Source organism: Streptomyces sp. AM 2-1-1 (genome assembly GCF_029167645.1).
Classification (GTDB): domain Bacteria; phylum Actinomycetota; class Actinomycetes; order Streptomycetales; family Streptomycetaceae; genus Streptomyces.
This window is the reverse complement of the sequence record NZ_CP119147.1, coordinates 6,640,869-6,659,682: the sequence shown is the minus strand read 5'-3', so window position 1 is coordinate 6,659,682 and position 18,814 is coordinate 6,640,869. Positions and strand designations below refer to the sequence as shown.

The following is an 18,814-nucleotide window of genomic DNA, read 5'->3' as shown; positions in this document are numbered from 1 at the left end:
CGTGCCGGCGATCCGAGCGGAGTTCAGACATGGATGCACTGACCGAGGCAGTTCTCCGGGGGGCCTCCCCCGAGGAACTGGAGAGCGCCCCCGTGCCCAAGGAATTCGTGGCCGCCCACATCCGGCAGGAGGACGTCGGGATATTCGACGGCGAGGCGGACAAGGACGTACGCCGCTCGTTGCGGGTGGACCGGGTTCCGATGCCGGAACTCGCTCCGGACGAGGTGCTGGTCGCCGTCATGGCCAGCTCCATCAACTACAACACCGTCTGGTCGGCCACCTTCCAGCCCGTCTCCACCTTCAACGCCCTCAAGCGCTATGCCCGTACCGGGGGCTACAACGCCCGCCACGACCAGCCGTTCCAGGTCGTGGGCTCCGATGCGGCCGGCGTGATCGTGCGCACGGGAGCCGGGGTCCGGCGCTGGAAGGTGGGTGACCACGTCGCCGTCAACGCGGCGGTGGTGGACGAGCAGGACCCGGTGACGCACTCCGACGGCATGCTCGGTGCCGATCAGAAGGCCTGGGGGTACGAGACCAACTTCGGCGGCCTGGCGCACTACACCGTGGTGCGGGCCAGCCAACTGCTGCCCAAGCCGGCCCACCTGACCTGGGAGGAAGCCGCCTGCGTGCCGCTCTGCGGCGGCACCGCGTACCGCATGCTGGTCAGTGACCGGGGCGCCCGCATCAAGCAGGGTGACATCGTCCTGATCTGGGGCGCCACCGGCGGGCTGGGCGCGTTCGCCGTCCAGCTGGTCAAGAACGGCGGGGGGATCCCGGTCGGAGTCGTCAACTCCGAGGCCAAGGCGGAGCAACTGCGGAAACTCGGCTGCGATGTGGTGATCAACCGCGAGGAGATCGGCATCGGCGGGGATCCGGGCTCCGGGCCCGGGACGGTGGAGCTGGCCAAGCGGCTCGGCCGCGCCATCCGGGCGGAACTCGGCGAGGACCCGCACGTGGTGTTCGACCACGTCGGCCGGGCCACCTTCGGCATTTCGGTGATCGTCGCCCGGCGCGGCGGCACGGTCGTCACCTGCGGTTCGAGCACCGGCTACGACCACAGCTTCGACAACCGGTACTTCTGGATGAACCTCAAGCGCATCGTGGGCAGCCACGGAATGAACCTCCACGAGGCGGCGGAGATGATGCGGCTGCTCAAGCTGGGCAGCGTCGCACCGGTCCTCTCCGAGGTGTATCCGCTGGACGAGGTCGGTGAGGCGGCCCGCCTGGTGCAGACGAACAGCCACACCGGCAAGGTCGGTGTCCTGGCGCTCGCCCCCGAGGCGGGCCTCGGCGTGACCGATCCCGGTCTGCGGGCCCGGATCGGCGAGGAGCGACTCGGTCCGCTGCGCTCCGCGCTCCTCCCGCAGCCGGCGCTCGCCCGGTGAGCGCACCGGGCGGAGTGCGTACCGCGCCCCCGCTCCCGCTCCCGCCACGAGCGCTCCCCGCCGAACGCACCGGCGACCCACGCCGCAGCGACGAGAGGCCTGACACCCCATGACCGCCACCGCTTCCGCATCCACCACCCTGGACCTCCCGGCACGCGCCTCACACGCTCCGGACGTCACGACGGGCGAACTGCCGAGCCTCCCCGAGGTGCTGCGCCTGCGCGCCCGTACCCGACCGGACGATCCCGCCTACGTGTTCCTCCGCAACGGCGAGACCCCCGAGCAGGAGCTGACCTACCGCCAGCTCCATCGTGCGGCGCTGTCCCGCGCCGCGGCGCTCGACGCGGCGGGGCTGCGCGGGGGGGCCGTCGTGCTGCTCTACCCCTCCGGCCTGGAGTTCGTCTCCTCGCTCCTCGCCTGCATGTATGCCCGAGTGGCGGGCGCTCCCGTCCAGGTGCCGACCCGGCAGCGCGGCCTGGAGCGGCTGCGGCGCATAGCCGACGACGCGGGAACCACCACCGTGCTCACCACGACCGCCGTCAGAAGCGATCTGGAGCAGCGCTTCGGCGGCTCTCCGGAGCTGGCGGGGCTCACCCTCCTCGCTTCCGACGCCTGGGACGGCCCGGGGGCCGGGTCCGAGGACGACCAGCCGGACGGCGCGTGGCCGCTGCCCCCGGCCGGTCCCGACGACACCGCTCTGCTCCAGTACACGTCCGGTTCCACCGGAGACCCGAAGGGCGTCCGCGTCACCCACGCCAACTTCCGCGCCAACGTGGCCGAGACGGACCAGCTGTGGCCCTGCCGGGCGGACAGCGCCGTCGTCAACTGGCTGCCGCTCTTCCACGACATGGGGATGCTCTTCGGAGTCGTGCTGCCGCTGTGGGCGGGCATTCCCGCCTACCTGATGGCTCCCGAGGCCTTCATCCGGCGGCCCTCACGCTGGCTGGAGGCGATCTCCCGGTTCCGGGGCAGCCACACCGCCGCACCGAGCTTCGCGTACGAACTCTGCGTCCGGGACGCCACCGACAACGGCCTCTCCGCCGGGCTGGACCTCTCCTCCCTCCGGGTGGCCGCCAACGGAGCCGAGCCCGTGCGGTGGGACACGGTGCGCTCCTTCACCGGGACGTTCGCCCCGGCGGGGTTCCGGCCGAGCGCGATGTGCCCCGGCTACGGGCTGGCGGAGAACACCCTCAAGGCCACCGGCAGCCGGGAGGACCGGGAGCCCACCCTGCTCGTCCTCTCGGCCGAGGCGCTGCGCGAGGGCCGCGCCGAGCAGGCCGTCGGCACGCCCGCCGCACCTCCGGCGGCCGGCGAGGCCGCGTCGCCGGACTCCCCGCGGCCCTCTGCCGCCCCGCGTACCGTCCACGCGGTGGGCAGCGGCACCACGGTCGGCACGACCTCGGTCAGGATCGCTGATCCGGCGGAGCTGACCCCGCTCCCGGACGGCGCGGTCGGCGAGATCTGGGTCAACGGCCCGTGCGTCGCGGACGGTTACCACGGTCGGCCGGAGGAGAGCCTGCGCACCTTCGGCGCGCGGCTGGTCGGTGAGGAGAAGCTGGGCACCTGGCTGCGCACCGGCGACCTCGGCTTCCTGCACGACGGCGAACTGTTCGTCACGGGCCGGTTGAAGGACGTGATCATCCGCAAGGGCCGCAACTACTACCCCCAGGACATCGAGGTGTCGGCCGAGAGCGCCGACCACGCGCTCCAGCCGAACTGCGCGGCGGCGTTCTCCGTGGACGACGGTGCGGCCGAGCGGCTCGTCCTGGTGGTCGAGGCCGACGGCCGGGCACAGCGTGACGGGGGCGCGGAAGGACTGCGGGCACGTGTCCGGGAGGCCGTGCTCGACGGACAGCGACTGGAGGCTGACGAGATCCTGCTGGTCCGGCGCGGGTCCCTGCCGAAGACGTCGAGCGGGAAGGTCCAGCGCCGCGAGACCCGACGCCGTTACCTGGACGGCGAGTTCGCGGCGCGTACCCTCCCTACGTCCGCACCGGAGGCGATATGAGCGCCGGTACGACGGGCGGCGGGTCGACGGAGAGCCGGTCGAAGGACGGCAGCCGAGCCGCCGGAGAGGCGGCGGGCTCCCCGGCCCCGGGCGGTACGGCCGCAACGGCGGGCGGTGCGAGCGAGCCGGCCGTGCGCGGTACGGCGACGTTGCGGGCGGCGGCCCCCGTCGCTGGTTCCCGCATTCTCGGCGTGGGTGCCTACCGGCCCGCCCGGGTGGTGGAGAACGACGAGGTCGCGGGGCCGATCGATTCGAGCGACGAGTGGATACGGCGCAGGTCGGGGATCGTCTCCCGGCGGTTCGCCGCACCGGACGAGACGGTGGTCGCCATGGCGGCGGCCGCCTCGCTGAAGGCGCTGGCCCAGGCCGGGGTCGCGCCGTCGAGCGTGGACACGGTCCTGCTGGCCTCGATGTCCCACCGTGAGCAGTCCCCGCCGGCCGCTCCCCGGATAGCCCATCTCATCGGGGCGCGGTCGGCCGGCGCCATGGACCTGGGGGCGGCCTGCGCGGGGTTCTGCCACGCACTGGCGACGGCCGACGCGTTGATCAGGTCGGGGAGCAGCAGGAACGTCGTCGTGGTGGGATCCGAGCGGATGTCCGACATCGTGGACCCGACGGACCGCGGGACGGCGTTCCTCTTCGGGGACGGGGCCGGCGCGGTGGTCGTCGGACCGGCGGCCGAGCCGGGGATCGGGCCGGTGGTCTGGGGTTCCGAGGGCGACCGCCACGAGGCCATCGCCCACTCGGCGCCCTGGCCCGCGGTGGGCGCGGCGGCCGGCACCGCGCCCCCGACGCTGCGGATGGACGGCCCCGCCGTCTTCCGGTGGGCGGTGGCGACGGTGCCGGGGGCCGCCCGGGCCGCGCTCGACGCGGCCGGGCTGGCACCGGGCGACCTGGCCGCGTTCGTACCGCACCAGGCCAACCTGCGCATCATCGAGGGGGCGGCCGCCGCTCTGCGGCTGCCGCCCCACGTGGTGGTCGCCCGCGACATCGTGCGGGCGGGCAACACCTCCGCGGCGTCCATTCCGCTCGCCCTGGAGGAGCTGCTCGCCCGGGGCGCGGTGCCCCGGGGCGGCCTCGCGCTGCTGGTGGGCTTCGGTGCCGGACTGGCGCACGCGGCCCAGGTGGTGGCGCTGCCCTGAGCTGCTCCCCCCGGGGGCCGGGGAGAGCCGGGGCCGGGGAGAGCCGGGCCAGGAGGGTCAGGACAGCCAGGGCGTGGTGAACGTCTGGACGGCGGAACCGTCGAGGTCGGCCAGCTTGATCCCGGCGAGGTCCCGTGCGAGGCCGGAGGTCTGCACCCTGAACGCGGGCCGCTCGGCGGTGAGTACGTCCACCACGGAGGCCGCCGCTCCGGCCGAGCTCTGCGCCTGGTCGAAGAGGCCCTCCGTGGTACCGAGGTACGCCTTGAAGGCGGCGTCGTAGGGGCCCGCGGCCTCGGTCAGCCCCGGCACGGACGGCCCGAGGGACGCGACGAACTCACTGGCCACCGGACCGGGTTCGACCACGGAGACCCGCACCCCGGTGCTCGCCGCGACCGGAGCGAGTGACTCCAGGAACCCTTCGACCGCGAACTTGGCCGCGCAGTAGGCCTCGTTGAAGGGCTGGCCGATCACTCCGCCGAGACTGCTGACGGTGATGACCCGCCCTCCGCTCGCGCGCAGATGCGGGAGCGCCGCGAGCGTCACCTCCACGACCCCGAAGAAGTTCACCTCCATGACGGCGCGGAACGGCTCGACGCCGATCTGCTCGACGGTGCCGAGCTGTCCCACCCCGGCGTTGTTGATCACCGCGTCGAGCCGCCCGTACGCGGCGACCGCCCCGGTGACCGCTTCCGTGACGGACGCCGGGTCGGTCACGTCGAGACGCGCGATCCGCACGTGCTCGGCGACACCGGCCGCCTCCACGGCCGCGCGCAGGGCATCGGCCCTGCCGGTGTCGCGCAGGGTCGCGACGACGTTCCAGCCGGCCGTGGCCGCGGCGACCGCGGTGGCCAGGCCGATGCCGGAGGAGGTGCCGGTGATGAGGACGGTGCGGCGGTCGGTCATGAGACCTCCTGGGAAGTGCCGGTACCCGCGCGCGGGTTCGTACGCGCGGTCGCACGGGCGGGGGTGGGAGGGCTCGGCTCCCGCACCGGACACGTCGGGCCGGATGCGGGGCGGGCAGCTCCTGGGACGGCACCACCGTGTCACCGCCCCCGTGAGCGGCCAACCCCTATTTCCGGGCCCCCTAACGTGCCGCGCGCCGACCGCGGGACCCGCCTGACGTCCGGCGGTCCCCCGGACGGTGCGCGGAAGGGATTGTCCGGCGTCCTGGAGTGTGATGGGGTACGCGCGTCCCCGCACAGCGGGGAGGGCGGGGCGAAGGGAAAGCGGGCGACGTGCGACCGACGACGGTACGGCAGGACGGGAACGGATCCGGGGCCTTGCCGGAACCGCTCCGAGAGGCGATACGGAAGACCGCCGAGGACATCGCCACGCTGCTGCGGGGGGTGTCCGACACCTCGGTCCCCGTACCCGGTTCCGCGTGGACGGTCGGGGAGGCCGCAGCCCATCTGGCGCTGGCCAACGAGCTGATGGCGGACCTCGCGGCCGGGCACGAACGCCCGTACGGGGACGGGACGCCGGAGAGCCTGGCACCGGCCAACGCGCGGGCGCTGGCCGCGTTCGGGGAGCGCCGGGCACAGCCGCTGGCGGCGATGATCGTGGAGCAGGCCGAAGCGTTCCTCGTTGCCGCGGAACGGTCCCGGACCGGACGGCCCGGCGCGGCGGCCGACCGATCCGCGCTGATCACACCGCTGGGTCCGATGGACCGGGCCGTCCTCGCGTCGTACCTGCTGACGCACATGCTGGGCCACGGACACGACCTCGCTCGTGCGCTGCGCCGCCCCCACATGATCGACGACTGCCGTGTGGCCCTGTGCGTGCCGTTCCTGCTCCGCGTCATGCCGCGCGTCGCCGACACGGCCGCCACCGCCCGTCTCACGGCCCGGTACGGCGTCCGGTTGCGTGGCGGTGGCCCGGCGTTCGGCGTCACGCTGGCCGACGGCACGGTGACGGTCACGGAGGGGCCGCCGGAGCGGCCCGACTGCACCGTCGTCATCGACCCCGTCGCCTTCCTCCTCATCGCGCTGGGGCGACGCGACACGTGGCGGGCCATGGCCCGCGGCCAGGTGTTCGCCGTGGGGCGCAAACCCTGGCTGGGCCCTCGGTTCCCCTCCCTCTTCGTCGCACCCTGACCCCGCCGCACCGGACCCCGGGGGCGGGTCGGCGTGTGGTGGAGGGGCGTGTGGTGGAGGGGGCGGGCCGTACGGTGCCCGACTCAGACGGCCTTCCCCGGGTTCAGGATGGCGTGCGGGTCGAACGCGGCCTTGATGCGCCGTTGCAACGCGTGGTTCTCCGCTCCCAACTCCTCGGCGATCCACTGGCGTTTGAGGGTGCCGACGCCGTGTTCGCCGGTGAGTGTGCCCCCCAGGCGCAGCGCGAGGGCGAAGATGTCGCCCGCCGCTTCCCACGCCGCCTCGGGCAGTCCGGCCGGGCCCGCGTCGACCACGATGACGGGGTGCAGGTTGCCGTCCGCCGCGTGGGCCAGGGTGAAGACCGGTACGCCGCGCCGGGCGGAGATCTCCGCGATGCCCCGCACCGCTTCGGCCATCCGGGAGCGGGGGACGGCGATGTCCTCGATCAGGGGACGGCCGAGGCGTTCGAGGGAGGGCAGCGCGAGTCGGCGGGCGGCGAGCAGGGCGTCCGCCCCCGCGTCGTCGTCGGCGACGGTGAGCGCGGAGGCGGACTTCTCCAGGAGGGCCGCGACCCGTCCTGCCTCGGCGTGCGCGCCGGCGCCGTCGCACTGGACGATGAGGAGGGCCTCGCCCCGTCCGCGCAGCGCGGTGCCCTCGGCCGCGTCGATCGCCCCGAGCACCGGGCCGTCGAGCAGTTCGGCCATCGCGGGTTCGATACCGGCGGCCGTGATCGCGCCCGCCGCGTCGGCCGCGTCGGCGAAGGTGTCGAACCAGGCCGCCAGGGTGGCGGTGGCGACCGGTACCGGTCGCAGCCGCACGGTCGCCCCGGTGATGACGGCGAGAGTGCCTTCGGATCCGGTGAGCAGGGCCGTCAGGTCGTACCCGGCGACCCCCTTGACGGTGCGCCGGCCGGTTCGTACGACGGTCCCGCCCGCGAGGACGGCCTCCAGTCCCAGCACACTGTCGCGGGTGACCCCGTACTTGGCGCAGCGCAGTCCGCCGGCGTTGGTCGCGATGTTCCCGCCGATCGTGGAGAGCGCCGCGCTCGCCGGGTCGGGGGCGTAGCGCAGGCCGTGGGTGGCGGCGGCCCGGTCGAGGTCGGCCGTGACGACTCCGGGTTCGACGACGGCGAGCTGGTCGTCCGGGGCGAGTTCGACGATCCGGTTCATCCGGGACAGGTCGAGCACCAGATCGCCGTCGCCGGCCGTCGCCCCGCCCGAGAGTCCCGTACCCGCGCCGCGCGGCACGACCGGAACCCGCAGGGCGTCCGCGTGGCGCAGGACCGTGGACACGTCGTCGGTCCGCAGGGCGTGCACCACGGCGAGCGGTTCACCGCGGGCAGGGGCTCCCGAGCGGTCCGTGGCGTACGGCACGGTGCGTCGCGGGTCGCTGGTGAGCCGGTCGGGGGGCAGGTCCCGGGCGAGCAGGCCGAGCAACCGGGCTCCCGCGGAAGCCTGTTCGACGGACTGGAGGGCCGTGTTCACGCTCCGGCCGAGACGCACGGCACAGGAGCGGGCGACAGGCGGACCGGGCAGGGGTGCGACGTGCGGGGGTGCGACATGCGGCCAGGATGGCGGAACCCGCCGCACACCTTCAACAAGGAGGAACGATCACAAGTGATCGCGAATGCTTATTGGTTGGTGCTAGCGTGCCGTCCATGGGACCAGTCTTCGACATCGTCGCCCTGCGCAGTCTCGTCGCCGTCGCGGACCGGGGCGGATTCCACCGGGCCGCCGAAGCCCTGACGCTCAGTCAGTCGGCGGTGAGCCAGCATGTCCGGCGGCTGGAAAGGGCGTTGGGCAGGCCGGTGGTCGAACGGGCCGGCCGGTCCACCCGGTTCACCGAGGCCGGGAACCTCCTGCTGGAGGAGGCGCGGCGGATACTCGGTGTGCACGACGACGCCGCGCGCAGGCTGCTCGACGCGGAACCCGCCACCATCGTCATCGGCTCCACCGAGCACGGAGCCGATCAGCTCCTCCCCCGGATCACCGAGGCCGTCCACGGGACGCTGCCGCACTGCCGGGTCCGGTTCCGCATCGACCGCTCCGCGCGCCTCGTCGAGGCGGTCGACCGCAGGTCGGTGGACCTGGCGGTGTACGTGACCGAGGCGGCCTCCACGGAGGGCATGCAGGTCGGCTCCATGCCGCTGAGCTGGTACGCGGCGCCGGGATGGACCCCACCGCCCGGCCCGGCACCCCTTCCGCTGGTGGCGGTCGCGGCGCCGTGCGCGATCCGCCGCAGGGCGCTGGACGTACTCTCCGCGCACGGCATCGCCGCCTCGGTCGTCTGCGACGCCGGCTATCTGGCGGGCGTGCTGGAGGCCGCACGCGCCGGGTTGGGGGTGGCCCTGCTCGCCACGGCGGGGCGCGACCCGGAGGGCCTGGTCGCGTACCCGGGCCTCCCGCGGGCACCAGCGATCCGGATGAGCGCGCACGCCCGGCCGGGGGCCGACCCCGCGATGGTCATGCACGCGGTGGAGGCCGTTCGTACGCTGCTGGTCGGGCTCGAAGACCCGGGCGCCGACGACGACGAGAACACCGAGTCGCGCAGCGCGACCGACACCCTGAAAGCTGCGGCGTCTTTCTTCGCGGCCGAACTCGACCGGCCCCACGCACGCTCGTAGGTTCGCCGACGGGCAGCAGGCCGGCTTCGGCGGTGTCGAGCCGATCTGCCGCGTACTTCGCCGAGCGGGCACCGGACTGGTCTCTTCGTGCGGGAGAGCGGGAGGTGAGCACCCCGGGCCGTCGCACACCACCTCGGCTCTCAGTCCCGCGATGCGGTCGGCGGTCGCGTCCGGAGGTACGAGGCGCCTCAGCCGACCGGCTGGTCGGCGATGCCGAACCCCGCAGTGATCCGGCGCAGTTCGTCGGCAGCTTCGCCGTGGCGGGGGTTGTTCAGCCCGGCGAGGGTGCGGTGGGCCGTGGTCAACGTCGCGCGGGCCTCGTCGTGGCGGTCGAGGTGACGCAGGGTGATGCCCAGGTCGAGGCGGACGGGTTCGCTCCAGGCCGGCATCCGGCCTGCCTCCCAGTGGGCCAAGGCGGCACGCAAAGGCGATTCGGCCTGGCCCCATCGCCCCATGGCCATGAGGTCGCTGCCGAGGTGATGGCGGGTCTGCGCCACATAAGAAGCGACGAGGTCGTGCGGCTTCCCCGGCACTCCGGCGAGGCAGAGGGCTTCGCAGCGGCGGTGGATGACCAGGGCCTCGTCCGCCCGGTTGGCGTGGCGCAGGTGTTGGCCCAGGGTTATGAGAATGGTGAGTTCGGCGAGGCGGACTCGCGGGTCGGTGTGGTCCTTGAGGTGGGCGGCTGCTTCGTGCAGCCGGACAATGGACTCGTCGGTCCTTCCGAGTCGGCGGAGCGCGCCTGCCGCGTAGCCCAGGGCCCATCCCGCTTGGACTTGGTCCGCGGCCTCGTGTGCCGCGGGCAGGGCGGCCTGTGCGGCGGCCAGGGCGGCGGAGTAGTCGTGGAGGCAGAAGTTGTAGGCCCAGGCGAGGTAGTTGAGGTGGACGGCCTCGTCTCGCCTGCTGCCGAGAGCGCGGGCGGACTCAACGGCCCGCTGGAACACCTCCGCCCACAGTTCCCAGTGCGCGGTCACGTCGGAAAACCAGTGCATCGCTTCGGCGGCTTCGATGACCTGCTGGTGCCGGCCCGCCGCCTGGGCCCGGCCCAGGGCCGCGAGCCACTGGGGCCGCTCGGCTTCCAGCCAGATCCGGGCCTGCTCGCGATCGGTGGGCGCGGTGGCCAGGTCGGGGTCTCCTTCGGGCGCGTCCTGGTGGCGGTCGGCATCGAAGCGCAGTGCGGCGGCGGTGGCCCGGCGCAGGACCCAGTGGGCGGTTCGTTCCTGGGCAGCGGCGATCTGGGTGGCATCGTCATCCTCCACCAGTTGTTCGGCGGCGAACAGGCGCAGGAGGTCGTGGAAGCGGTAGCGGTCGGCGGTGGAGTGGGGCTGGAGCAGTCCGGCGTCGGTCAGCCGTTCCAGGCAGCGCACGGCCTGGCGTGGGGGTACGCCTGCCAGGAGGGCTGCGGTGGCGGGGCTGAAGTCAGGGCCGTGGGCGAGTGAGGCACGGCGGAAGACGGTGCGGGCGGCCGGGCTGAGCTGACGGTAGGACAAGGTGAAGGCGGACCGTATCTGCAGAGAGCCTGCCTGCAGGGTGTCCAGGCGGTCCCCGTGAGCGGTGAGCTGGGCGACGAGTTTCGCCAGGGTCTCGCCGGGTCGCGAGGCCAGGCGCTGGGCGGCGATGCGCATGGCCAAGGGCAAGTACCCACAGAGTTCCGCCAGGTCGCGGGCCGCCTGTGCCTCCCGCTCGACCCGCTCCGACCCGATGACGCGGGTGAGAAGTTCGACCGCTTCCTCCCGGCGCAGCAGCGCCAGCTCCGTGCGGTGGACGGCTTCCAGCCCGGCCAGCGAGCGGCGGCTGGTGACCAGGGTGAGAGAGGCGCCGTGGCCGGGCAGCAGGGGGCGGACCTGGTCCTCGCCCGCGGCGTTGTCCAGAAGGAGCAGCACCCGCCGCTCGCGCAGCACCGACCGCAGGAGACCGCTGCGCTCGTCGGTGGAGGCCGGGACGGCTGTCTCGGCCACGCCGAGCGCGTGCAGGAGCCGGGCGAGCACCTCGCGCGGCGGTGTGGGCTCCGGGTCCATGCCGCGCAGGTCGACGGCGTACTGCCCGTCCGGGAAACCGGGCGCCAGGGCATGGGCGGCGTGCACCGCGAAGGCGGTCTTGCCCAGCCCGGGCTGCCCGCAGATCACGGCGACCGGCGGCCGGGCGGGATCGAGGTGTTCGGCCAGAACCCGCAGCCCGGCCAGGGCGGGGCCCCGGGCGGTGAAGTCACTGAGGTCACGCGGCAACGCCAGCCCGTGCCCAGCCGTCCTCCCCCCGCCCGGCCCCGTGCCGCCGACGGCCCGCGAACGGCCCGACCGGGCGGCGTCCTCCAGCTCGTGGCCCACATCGCCGTCCACTCCCATGGCCGCTGCCAATGCCGCCACCGTGCGCTGCCGGGGCCCCCGTGTCCGCCCCCGCTCCATGTCCGACAGGGCCCGCACACTGATCCCAGCCCGCTGTGCCAGCAGTTCCTGGCTGATACCGGCTCCCGTACGCAGTGCACGCAGGCGCTCGCCGAACTCGTTGTCGCCCACAGCTGTGGTCCCCCTGATCCGCGCGGCCCGGCCGTACCGGCGTACCTGCCGTCGTACTCACCGGCAGAAGTATGCGGGCCGCTTCATCTGCCGGTCGAACTTCCTGGTCCTCCTGACCGGCACTGGATTGGATGAGGTGAGCCGGGCGCGGCCCCGCGCTCTCCTCCGGGGAGAAGGCGCCAGGGCGCGGATCAGCCGGGCCGGAGCGCGTCCCACGTGACGCAGGGCGCCGCGCCGGCCGCCCGGCTGCGGCCGCCGCTTCGCCGGCGCGTCCAACCGCTCGCTGCGCGTCCGTCCACTCGCGCGGACGACTTCCTAGCCAAGGCCACCTTCACATGCACATATCGCGATTTCCAGATGCTTCCGGTCGACGTCCGGACCACCGCTCCGACACGACTGTCCGCCGGTGGGACCTGTGGGCACTGGCGACGAGTTCCGTGACGGCCCTCGCTGTGGGGCTTGCTTCCGCGTCGAACACGTCGCAGCACCGGTGGGGACTTGCCGCTGCTCTCGCCTATGCCTGCGCCGCGCTGGTGTCGCGGCGTTCCCGTGTCCCGTGGTCTCGTACGGCGGCCCTGATCGGCGTCGTCGGCGCGCTGGTCGTTCCGCTGGTGTGGCTGACTGCCGTGGGCCTGCAGCAGATGGAGGTCGGCGTCGTCGAACGGTCCGCCCAGCACTTCCTGGAGACCGGCACCCCTTATCTCTCGCATCCGGTCGCGGTGCGCGACTTCAACCCCTACCTCCCCGGCATGGCCCTTTTCGGGGTCCCTCACGCCGTGTTCGGCGCGGGAGTGCTGGCCGGCGCCCGCCTGTGGAATCTGGCAGGGTTCGCTGCCACGCTGGCCGCTGCCGTGGCCGTGCTGGTCAAGGGCCGGCCGTCGGCCCGGCGCACGGCGGTGACGGGGGCGACATGGATCGCGGCCTGCCCCGTCGTGGCGCTGCCGCTGGCCATCGGCGGGGTCGATCCCGTGGTCGTGGCCTTCGTCCTTCTGGCCCTGGCATACGCGCACCGGGGCCGTGCTGCGGGTGCGGGCCTGGCACTGGGAGCGGCAGCCATCTTGAAGTGGACCGCGTGGCCGGCCATCCCGGTCGTCGTCGTCCTCCTGGCCGCGACCAGAGGAGCACGCGCGGCCAGGATATCGGCTGCGGTGGCGGTCGCGGTGGCGGCGTCGGTGGTCGCGCCGCCGCTCCTGGCCGATCCCCACGCCTTTCTCGACAACGCGGTGCTCTACCCCTTCGGACTGAGCGATACCGCCTCGACCGCCGCCAGCCCGCTCCTGGGCGCCCTGCTCTCCGCCCTGCTGCCCCACGGCAAGACCGTCGCCGTCGTTCTCATCGGCGTCGGAGCCGTCGCCGTAGCCCTGTCGCTCATCGTCCGGCCGCCGACGACCACGGCGGCGGCCGCCCACCGGCTCGCGCTCGGCCTCACCATCGCCATCCTGCTGTCTCCGGCAACCCGCATCGGCTACGCCGTCTACCCCCTCACCCTCCTGATCTGGGCCCGCTGCACCGTCCTGACCGTCCCGGAACCGACGCCGGACCAGGACACCAGCAGTCCAGTACCGCACCTGGCCGCAGAGCGACTCTGAACCCGGTCGGAGCCGCCCGCCCGCCGACGGCCGGGAACGGGGCACGGTCAGCGCCCTCGCCGGGAATTCCGACCGTGGCCCCCCGGCCTGGAGGCCGGCGCGGGCGGCAGTTTCCTCCAGGGCGGCAGAGACGACGCGCTGGGCCCCGCCTTCTCCACCGCCAAGGTCGACAGCGGCGAGCCGATCGTGGTCGGCACGATCCGGACCGTGCACTCCCTCGTCACCTTCACCGTCATCCCCGGCGCGGACATCGATGTCGTGCTCCCCATGTCGAATCGATGCCACACCTCCCGGCGCCCTCTCGTCGACCCCATCACCCGAAACCCCATCAACTCGGCTTCCCGGTCCGGAGTCCAGCGTCCCCGCCGTGCGCGATGCCTTGACGTGCCCCCGTCATGGTGGCTTCATGGGAGCGCTCCCATCCTTGGGAGCGCTCCCACACCCTATGCGTGACGCGTCCACCCTCTGGAGCCGCAGTGAGAACAGCGAGCAGTACGGCACGGACCACACCCACCACCCTCCTGAGGCGAGCGCTGACCGCTCTCCTCGGGCTCCTCCTCGTCGGCGCCCTCGCGCCGGCGACCGCCATGGCGCAGGCCCGGTCGGCGGAGGCAGCCGCCACCGGGCTCCACATCAGCGACGGGCGTCTCGTCGAAGGAAACGGGAACGACTTCGTGATGCGCGGGGTCAACCACGCGCACACCTGGTACCCGGGCGAGACGCAGTCGCTGGCCGACATCAAGGCGACGGGCGCCAACTCGGTCCGCGTCGTACTCTCCGACGGCTACCGGTGGACGAAGAACAGCCCCACCGAAGTCGCCGGGATCATCGCCCAGTGCAAGGCCAACCGGCTCATCTGCGTCCTGGAGGTGCACGACACCACCGGATACGGCGAGGACTCCGCCGCGGGCACCCTCGACCACGCGGCCGACTACTGGATCAGCCTGAAGGACGTGCTGGCCGGCCAAGAGAGCTACATCATCATCAACATCGGCAACGAGCCCTGGGGCAACACCAACCCGGCCGGGTGGACCGCGCCCACCATCAGCGCCGTCCAGAAGCTCCGGAGCGCCGGCTTCCAGCACACGATCATGGTCGACGCACCCAACTGGGGCCAGGACTGGCAGGGCGTCATGCGCGCCAACGCGCAGGCCGTGTACGACGCCGACACCACCGGCAACCTGATCTTCTCGATCCACATGTACAGCGTCTACAACACCGCCCAGGCCGTCACGGACTACCTGAACGCCTTCGTGAGCGCCAAACTCCCGATTCTCATCGGTGAGTTCGGTGGACCGGCGGACCAGTACGGCGACCCGGACGAGGACACCATGATGGCCACCGCCCAGCGGCTGAAGCTCGGCTACCTGGCCTGGTCCTGGAGCGGCAACACGGACCCGATCCTGGACCTGGTCATCGACTTCGACCCGACCCGGCTCAGCGCCTGGGGCGAGCGCATCTTCCACGGCGTCAACGGCATCGCGCAGACCTCGAAGGAGGCGACCGTCTTCGGCGGCGCCGCGGCCGACACCCAGGCCCCGACCGCTCCCGGTACGCCGACCGCCTCGGCGGTGACCGCCTCCTCGGCCACCCTCACCTGGGCCGCCGCGACCGACAACGTCGGCGTGACGGGTTATGAGGTCGTCCGCGTGAGCGGCACCACCGAGACCTCGGTCGCCGCGTCCACTTCTCCCACCGTCACGGTGAACTCGCTCACCGCCGGAACCGCTTACACCTTCGCCGTGTACGCGCGCGACGCGGCCGGCAACCGTTCGGCCCGCTCGGCCGCGGTGAGCCTCACCACCACCACCGGTGGCGGCACGCCCGGTGCCCGTTGCTCCGTCGGCTACCGCGTGGTGGGCGACTGGCAGAGCGGATTCCAGGGCGAGATCACCCTCCGCAACACCGGCACCACGGCCCTCACCGGCTGGAAGCTCGGCTTCTCCTTCGCGGGCGGCCAGACCATCAGCAGCATGTGGGGCGGGACCGCCACGCAGAGCGGCAGCACGGTGAGCGTGACCCCGGCCTCGTACACCGCATCCATCGCCGCCGGTTCCTCGGTCACCCTCGGCTTCCTCGGCAACCGGGGGGCCACGAACGCGGCACCGACCGCCTTCGACCTCAGCGGCACGGCCTGCACCCTCGCCTGACGGGTCGGCGCCGGCCGATCGGACTCGGCCCCGCCCCGATCGCTCCCCGTCCCGGTGCCCGGCAGGTGTCAACTCCTGCCGGGCACCATCCCGTTCTGCTGTGGCTCCGCCACCACACGTCCGTCCGTCCACCATGTGGACCGCCCGTTGTCGTGGGTGTCACGGGGTGTCAAAGTGCGTGACCATGACATCCCTCGGGGAACTCGGGTACTCACCCGCCCTGCTCGTGGCCCGTCGCCACGTGGACCAGTGCAGGCAGTCCAGCGCACTCTGTCGCTGATCCCACCGGTCCCTCCGCGACGGGAACCTCTGCCGTCCCACGGCACTCCCCCGCGTCCCGGGTCCGCCCCAGGGCCTGCCGCGCAGCGGCCCCGCCCGCCGGTCTCCTGGCAGTGACGACCACCGGACCGCGCCGTCGTACCCGACGTCGCGGGCGAACGTGCTCTGCCTTCCCCCTTCGCCATGTCAGCCGGCCCCTCCTCCGGCGCGTGGCGATGGCTCCAGCCGCCCGCGCCGGAGCCCGCGACCCCTCACCGTCTCCACGCGATTGGACTCTGCCGTGTCTCGTCCGTCCCTGTTCCCGCGCACCGCCGTGCTGGGCGCTGCCGCGCTCTTCACCCTGGTGGCGGCGTTCCCCGCGCAGGCGGCGGCCCTCTCCGGCCCGCTGCCGCCGCACAACCCCTACAGCGGCCCTCAGGGCACCGCGACCATGCACGGCGACACCGGCTCGTCCGACGCCACCCCGCTGCCGGGACCGGGAGCCGGTTCGCTCACCTCGAAGAGGGTCGCCCTCCAGTCCGCGTGCCCCACGATCCTGGTGGGCTCGGACGGCTATCCGGTCGCCCTGTGCACGCCGATCTTCGGCCAGGTGCCCACCGTGCACCTGCTCGACCCCGCGACCGGCGAGTCGCTGACGAAGCTGACCATCGCCAAGGGCTCCCTGCTGGGCGGGGTGTACGCCTACCTGGATGACCGGGACCGACTGGTCGCGGTCGACGGCAACCGCACCCTGCTCCGGATCGGCCACCGGCGCAACGCTTCGGGTAACTGGGAGCTGTTCGTGGCGAGTTCGCTCTCCTTGGCGGGGGCGGTCCCGGAAGGCGACGCCGTCACCGGAGTGTCGCCGGACTGGCAGGGCCGCGTCTGGTTCGCCACCGGCGGTGGTGTGGTGGGTACCGCCGACGACCGCACCGGTACCGTCCGTTCCCTGGCTCTGCCGGCCGGGGAACGCATCGACAACTCGATCTCGACGGCGCCGGAGGGCACGGCGATCGCCACCAGCCATGCCACGTACCTGCTGACCGCCGCCGCCGACGGCGCCCCCACCGTCACCTGGCGGCGGGCCTACGACCGCGGGCCCGCCCGCAAGCCCGGTCAGCTGAGCTGGGGCACCGGTTCGACCCCGACGTTCTTCGGGCCCCGCACCGGCACCGAGTACGTCACCGTCGTGGACAACGCCTCGCCCACCGAGAACCTCCTCGTGTACCGGACGGGCACCGGGGCCCAGGTCTGCTCGGTTCCGGTACTCAAGTCCGGCAGCGGCAGCGAGAACTCCCCCGTCGCGGTGGGCAACGCGGTCTTCGTCGCCAGCACCTACGGCTACCCCTACCCGGCGCTCCCCCAGAACGCCGGCGCCAGCGTGCCCGCCTCCGCCGACTTCACGGGCGGCTTCAGCCGGGTCGACGTACGGGCCGACGGCTCCGGCTGCGACCTGAAGTGGGACACCGACACCCGCTCCTCGGCCGTGCCCCGGCTGTCCACGGCCGACGGCCTCCTCCACACCATCATCCGCAGTCCGCTCGTCCCGGGTACCCACAGCACCTCCATCCTGGACAACTACGCCTACGCGGAGATCGACCCGGAGACCGGAAGGACGGTCCGTACCAAGTCCGTCGGCACCGGTTCGCTCTTCGACAGCCTCCAGATGGTGGGCTCCATCGCACCGGGCGGTGTGGTGTACCAGGGGACCGTCACCGGCGTGGTACGCGTGTCCAACGGCTGAGCGAACGCGGGGGACGGTGACGGGGCGGGGCCGCGCGGCCGGTGGACCGCGCCGCCGGAGCAGCCGCGTCACCGCCGCCCTTCACTCCTCGGCGTTCCGGAAAGGTCGCTCGGCGCGCGGCTCGACCTGCTTCCACGCCCATTCGCTCACCGCGGCACGGCGTTCGTCGCGAAGGAGGAAGAGGACACCTCGGTGCACGGTCTTCGCCACTTCCAGGGCGAAGTCCTTGCGGTCGTGATCGGCCGGGAGCGCCGCCATGACACGGCCGTACTCCTCGACCGCCCCCTCGACGAGTGCGTCGTGCCGCTCCCACAGGGAGGCCGCGACGGCGCGGGTCCAGTCGGCGAACTCGTCGGGTGTCCTGTCGAACAGGACTGCCGGGTCCTGGCCGGACGCCAGCACGTCCCGGACGGTCCGTTCGTTCGTGCCGGTGAAGAGCTTGTGCAGGGCGAGGTAGGCGGAGAACTTGATCTTCGCCCGGACCCCGGAGGCGTAGCGGATGACGTACCCCTCCTCGTCCGTGCCGTCGGCGGCCGTGCCGGTGAGGGTGGTGTTCGCGCCGGCGAGTCGCTCCACCTCCGCGAGGCCGTCGCACAGGCCCCAGGACCGGACGACCGTGCCGATCGGTGTCCATCCCGGGGCGACGGCCGCCAGGGGGGCCTCGCTGCCGTCGGCCGGCCGGTAGGCGGCGAGGAGGACGAGGTCTTCGCGGCGGCCGTAGTCGACGACGACGCGATTGCCCGGGTAGATCGCCTCGGCGAGGTAGGTGAGCCCGGGGTCGAGGCCGGTGAGGTCGGCCGCGTCGAGGACGGTCCGCGCCCACCGGGCCTGATCGGAGTCGAAGCTCCCCTTCGACGCGGTGTGCCAGCGGCCGTCGTAGTGGAAGACGATGATCAGCGAGCCGTCCGCCTTCTCGAAGATCTCGAACGGCTCCGCGGGCAGTAGCGGGGCGAAGTCGTGTACGCCGTGCACGGCCGTCAGGAAGAGCTTGGGGAACGGCAGGGCGACCAGTGCGCCGGAGGTGTCGTCGGCTATCAGCCCCCGGCAGCGCAGGGTGACCGGAGTCCAGACGTGCCCGTACTGGCATTCCCGGGTGTAGGTGTAGATCGACAGGGGCAGAGTGGGGTGGGTTTTCCGGCCGACGTGCCCGGCCTCCATGGCGGCGGCGAGATCGGCGGGCGGGAGGAGGGTGTCGAGGTCGGTCATGCGGACAGCCTGGAGGGCCGGGTCCGTGCGGGCCACGCCTTTTCCCACCGGCGGAGGGTCCGCGCCCCGCACCGAGGACTCCCTCGACGTCCGCGTGGGTGTCGAG

Annotated in this window: 12 protein-coding genes; 8 read left to right on the top strand and 4 right to left on the bottom strand. The window is 73.0% G+C overall.

What is annotated here, in order from left to right:
* Positions 1-29: 29 nt before the first annotated feature.
* The 3 genes from ccrA (at position 30) to PZB77_RS28805 (ending at position 4,535) form a co-directional block, all read left to right on the top strand.
* Positions 30-1,385, top strand: coding sequence for a crotonyl-CoA carboxylase/reductase (gene ccrA / locus PZB77_RS28815; protein WP_275495559.1), 1,356 nt, complete (start codon positions 30-32; stop codon positions 1,383-1,385).
* Positions 1,386-1,494: 109 nt separating this feature from the next.
* The gene (locus PZB77_RS28810; protein ID WP_275495558.1) at positions 1,495-3,393 is read left to right on the top strand and encodes a fatty acyl-AMP ligase; all 1,899 of its coding nucleotides are present in this window, start codon (positions 1,495-1,497) and stop codon (positions 3,391-3,393) included.
* Positions 3,390-4,535: a beta-ketoacyl-ACP synthase III gene (locus PZB77_RS28805; protein ID WP_275495557.1), complete on the top strand. Its 1,146-nt coding sequence runs from the start codon at positions 3,390-3,392 to the stop codon at positions 4,533-4,535. The genes PZB77_RS28810 and PZB77_RS28805 overlap by 4 nt, the downstream gene beginning before the upstream one ends.
* A 57-nt stretch (positions 4,536-4,592) precedes the next feature.
* Here the strand turns inward: PZB77_RS28805 and PZB77_RS28800 are convergent, their stop codons facing one another.
* Positions 4,593-5,438 carry an SDR family NAD(P)-dependent oxidoreductase gene (locus PZB77_RS28800; protein WP_275495556.1) on the bottom strand — a complete coding sequence of 282 codons (846 nt, stop codon included), beginning with the start codon at positions 5,436-5,438 and terminating at the stop codon, positions 4,593-4,595.
* A 377-nt stretch (positions 5,439-5,815) separates the two neighbouring features.
* Between PZB77_RS28800 and PZB77_RS28795 the strand changes: the two genes are divergently transcribed.
* Positions 5,816-6,628 carry a maleylpyruvate isomerase family mycothiol-dependent enzyme gene (locus PZB77_RS28795; RefSeq protein ID WP_275495555.1) on the top strand — a complete coding sequence of 271 codons (813 nt, stop codon included), beginning with the start codon at positions 5,816-5,818 and terminating at the stop codon, positions 6,626-6,628.
* Between the two features lie 83 nt (positions 6,629-6,711).
* On the opposite strand, the gene PZB77_RS28790 is transcribed toward PZB77_RS28795, so the two are convergent.
* The gene (locus tag PZB77_RS28790) at positions 6,712-8,112 is read right to left on the bottom strand and encodes an FAD-linked oxidase C-terminal domain-containing protein (protein WP_275495554.1); all 1,401 of its coding nucleotides are present in this window, start codon (positions 8,110-8,112) and stop codon (positions 6,712-6,714) included.
* Positions 8,113-8,285: 173 nt separating this feature from the next.
* Between PZB77_RS28790 and PZB77_RS28785 the strand changes: the two genes are divergently transcribed.
* The gene (locus PZB77_RS28785; protein ID WP_275495553.1) at positions 8,286-9,251 is read left to right on the top strand and encodes a LysR family transcriptional regulator; all 966 of its coding nucleotides are present in this window, start codon (positions 8,286-8,288) and stop codon (positions 9,249-9,251) included.
* A 188-nt stretch (positions 9,252-9,439) separates the two neighbouring features.
* Here the strand turns inward: PZB77_RS28785 and PZB77_RS28780 are convergent, their stop codons facing one another.
* A complete protein-coding gene (locus tag PZB77_RS28780) occupies positions 9,440-11,761 on the bottom strand; it encodes a helix-turn-helix domain-containing protein (protein WP_275495552.1) in 2,322 nt (773 codons plus the stop codon).
* A 437-nt stretch (positions 11,762-12,198) separates the two neighbouring features.
* On the opposite strand from PZB77_RS28780, the gene PZB77_RS28775 reads away from it, so the two are divergent.
* The 3 genes from PZB77_RS28775 to PZB77_RS28765 all read left to right on the top strand — a co-directional run bounded on the left by PZB77_RS28775 (position 12,199) and on the right by PZB77_RS28765 (position 17,502).
* Complete coding sequence (locus PZB77_RS28775) at positions 12,199-13,350, top strand: glycosyltransferase 87 family protein (RefSeq protein WP_275495551.1); 1,152 nt, start codon at positions 12,199-12,201, stop codon at positions 13,348-13,350.
* Between the two features lie 476 nt (positions 13,351-13,826).
* Positions 13,827-15,500: a cellulase family glycosylhydrolase gene (locus PZB77_RS28770; protein WP_275495550.1), complete on the top strand. Its 1,674-nt coding sequence runs from the start codon at positions 13,827-13,829 to the stop codon at positions 15,498-15,500.
* 619 nt (positions 15,501-16,119) lie between these two features.
* Positions 16,120-17,502: a hypothetical protein gene (locus tag PZB77_RS28765; protein ID WP_275496256.1), complete on the top strand. Its 1,383-nt coding sequence runs from the start codon at positions 16,120-16,122 to the stop codon at positions 17,500-17,502.
* An 81-nt stretch (positions 17,503-17,583) separates the two neighbouring features.
* Here the strand turns inward: PZB77_RS28765 and PZB77_RS28760 are convergent, their stop codons facing one another.
* Complete coding sequence (locus tag PZB77_RS28760; RefSeq protein ID WP_275495549.1) at positions 17,584-18,708, bottom strand: RNA ligase; 1,125 nt, start codon at positions 18,706-18,708, stop codon at positions 17,584-17,586.
* Positions 18,709-18,814: the final 106 nt, after the last annotated feature.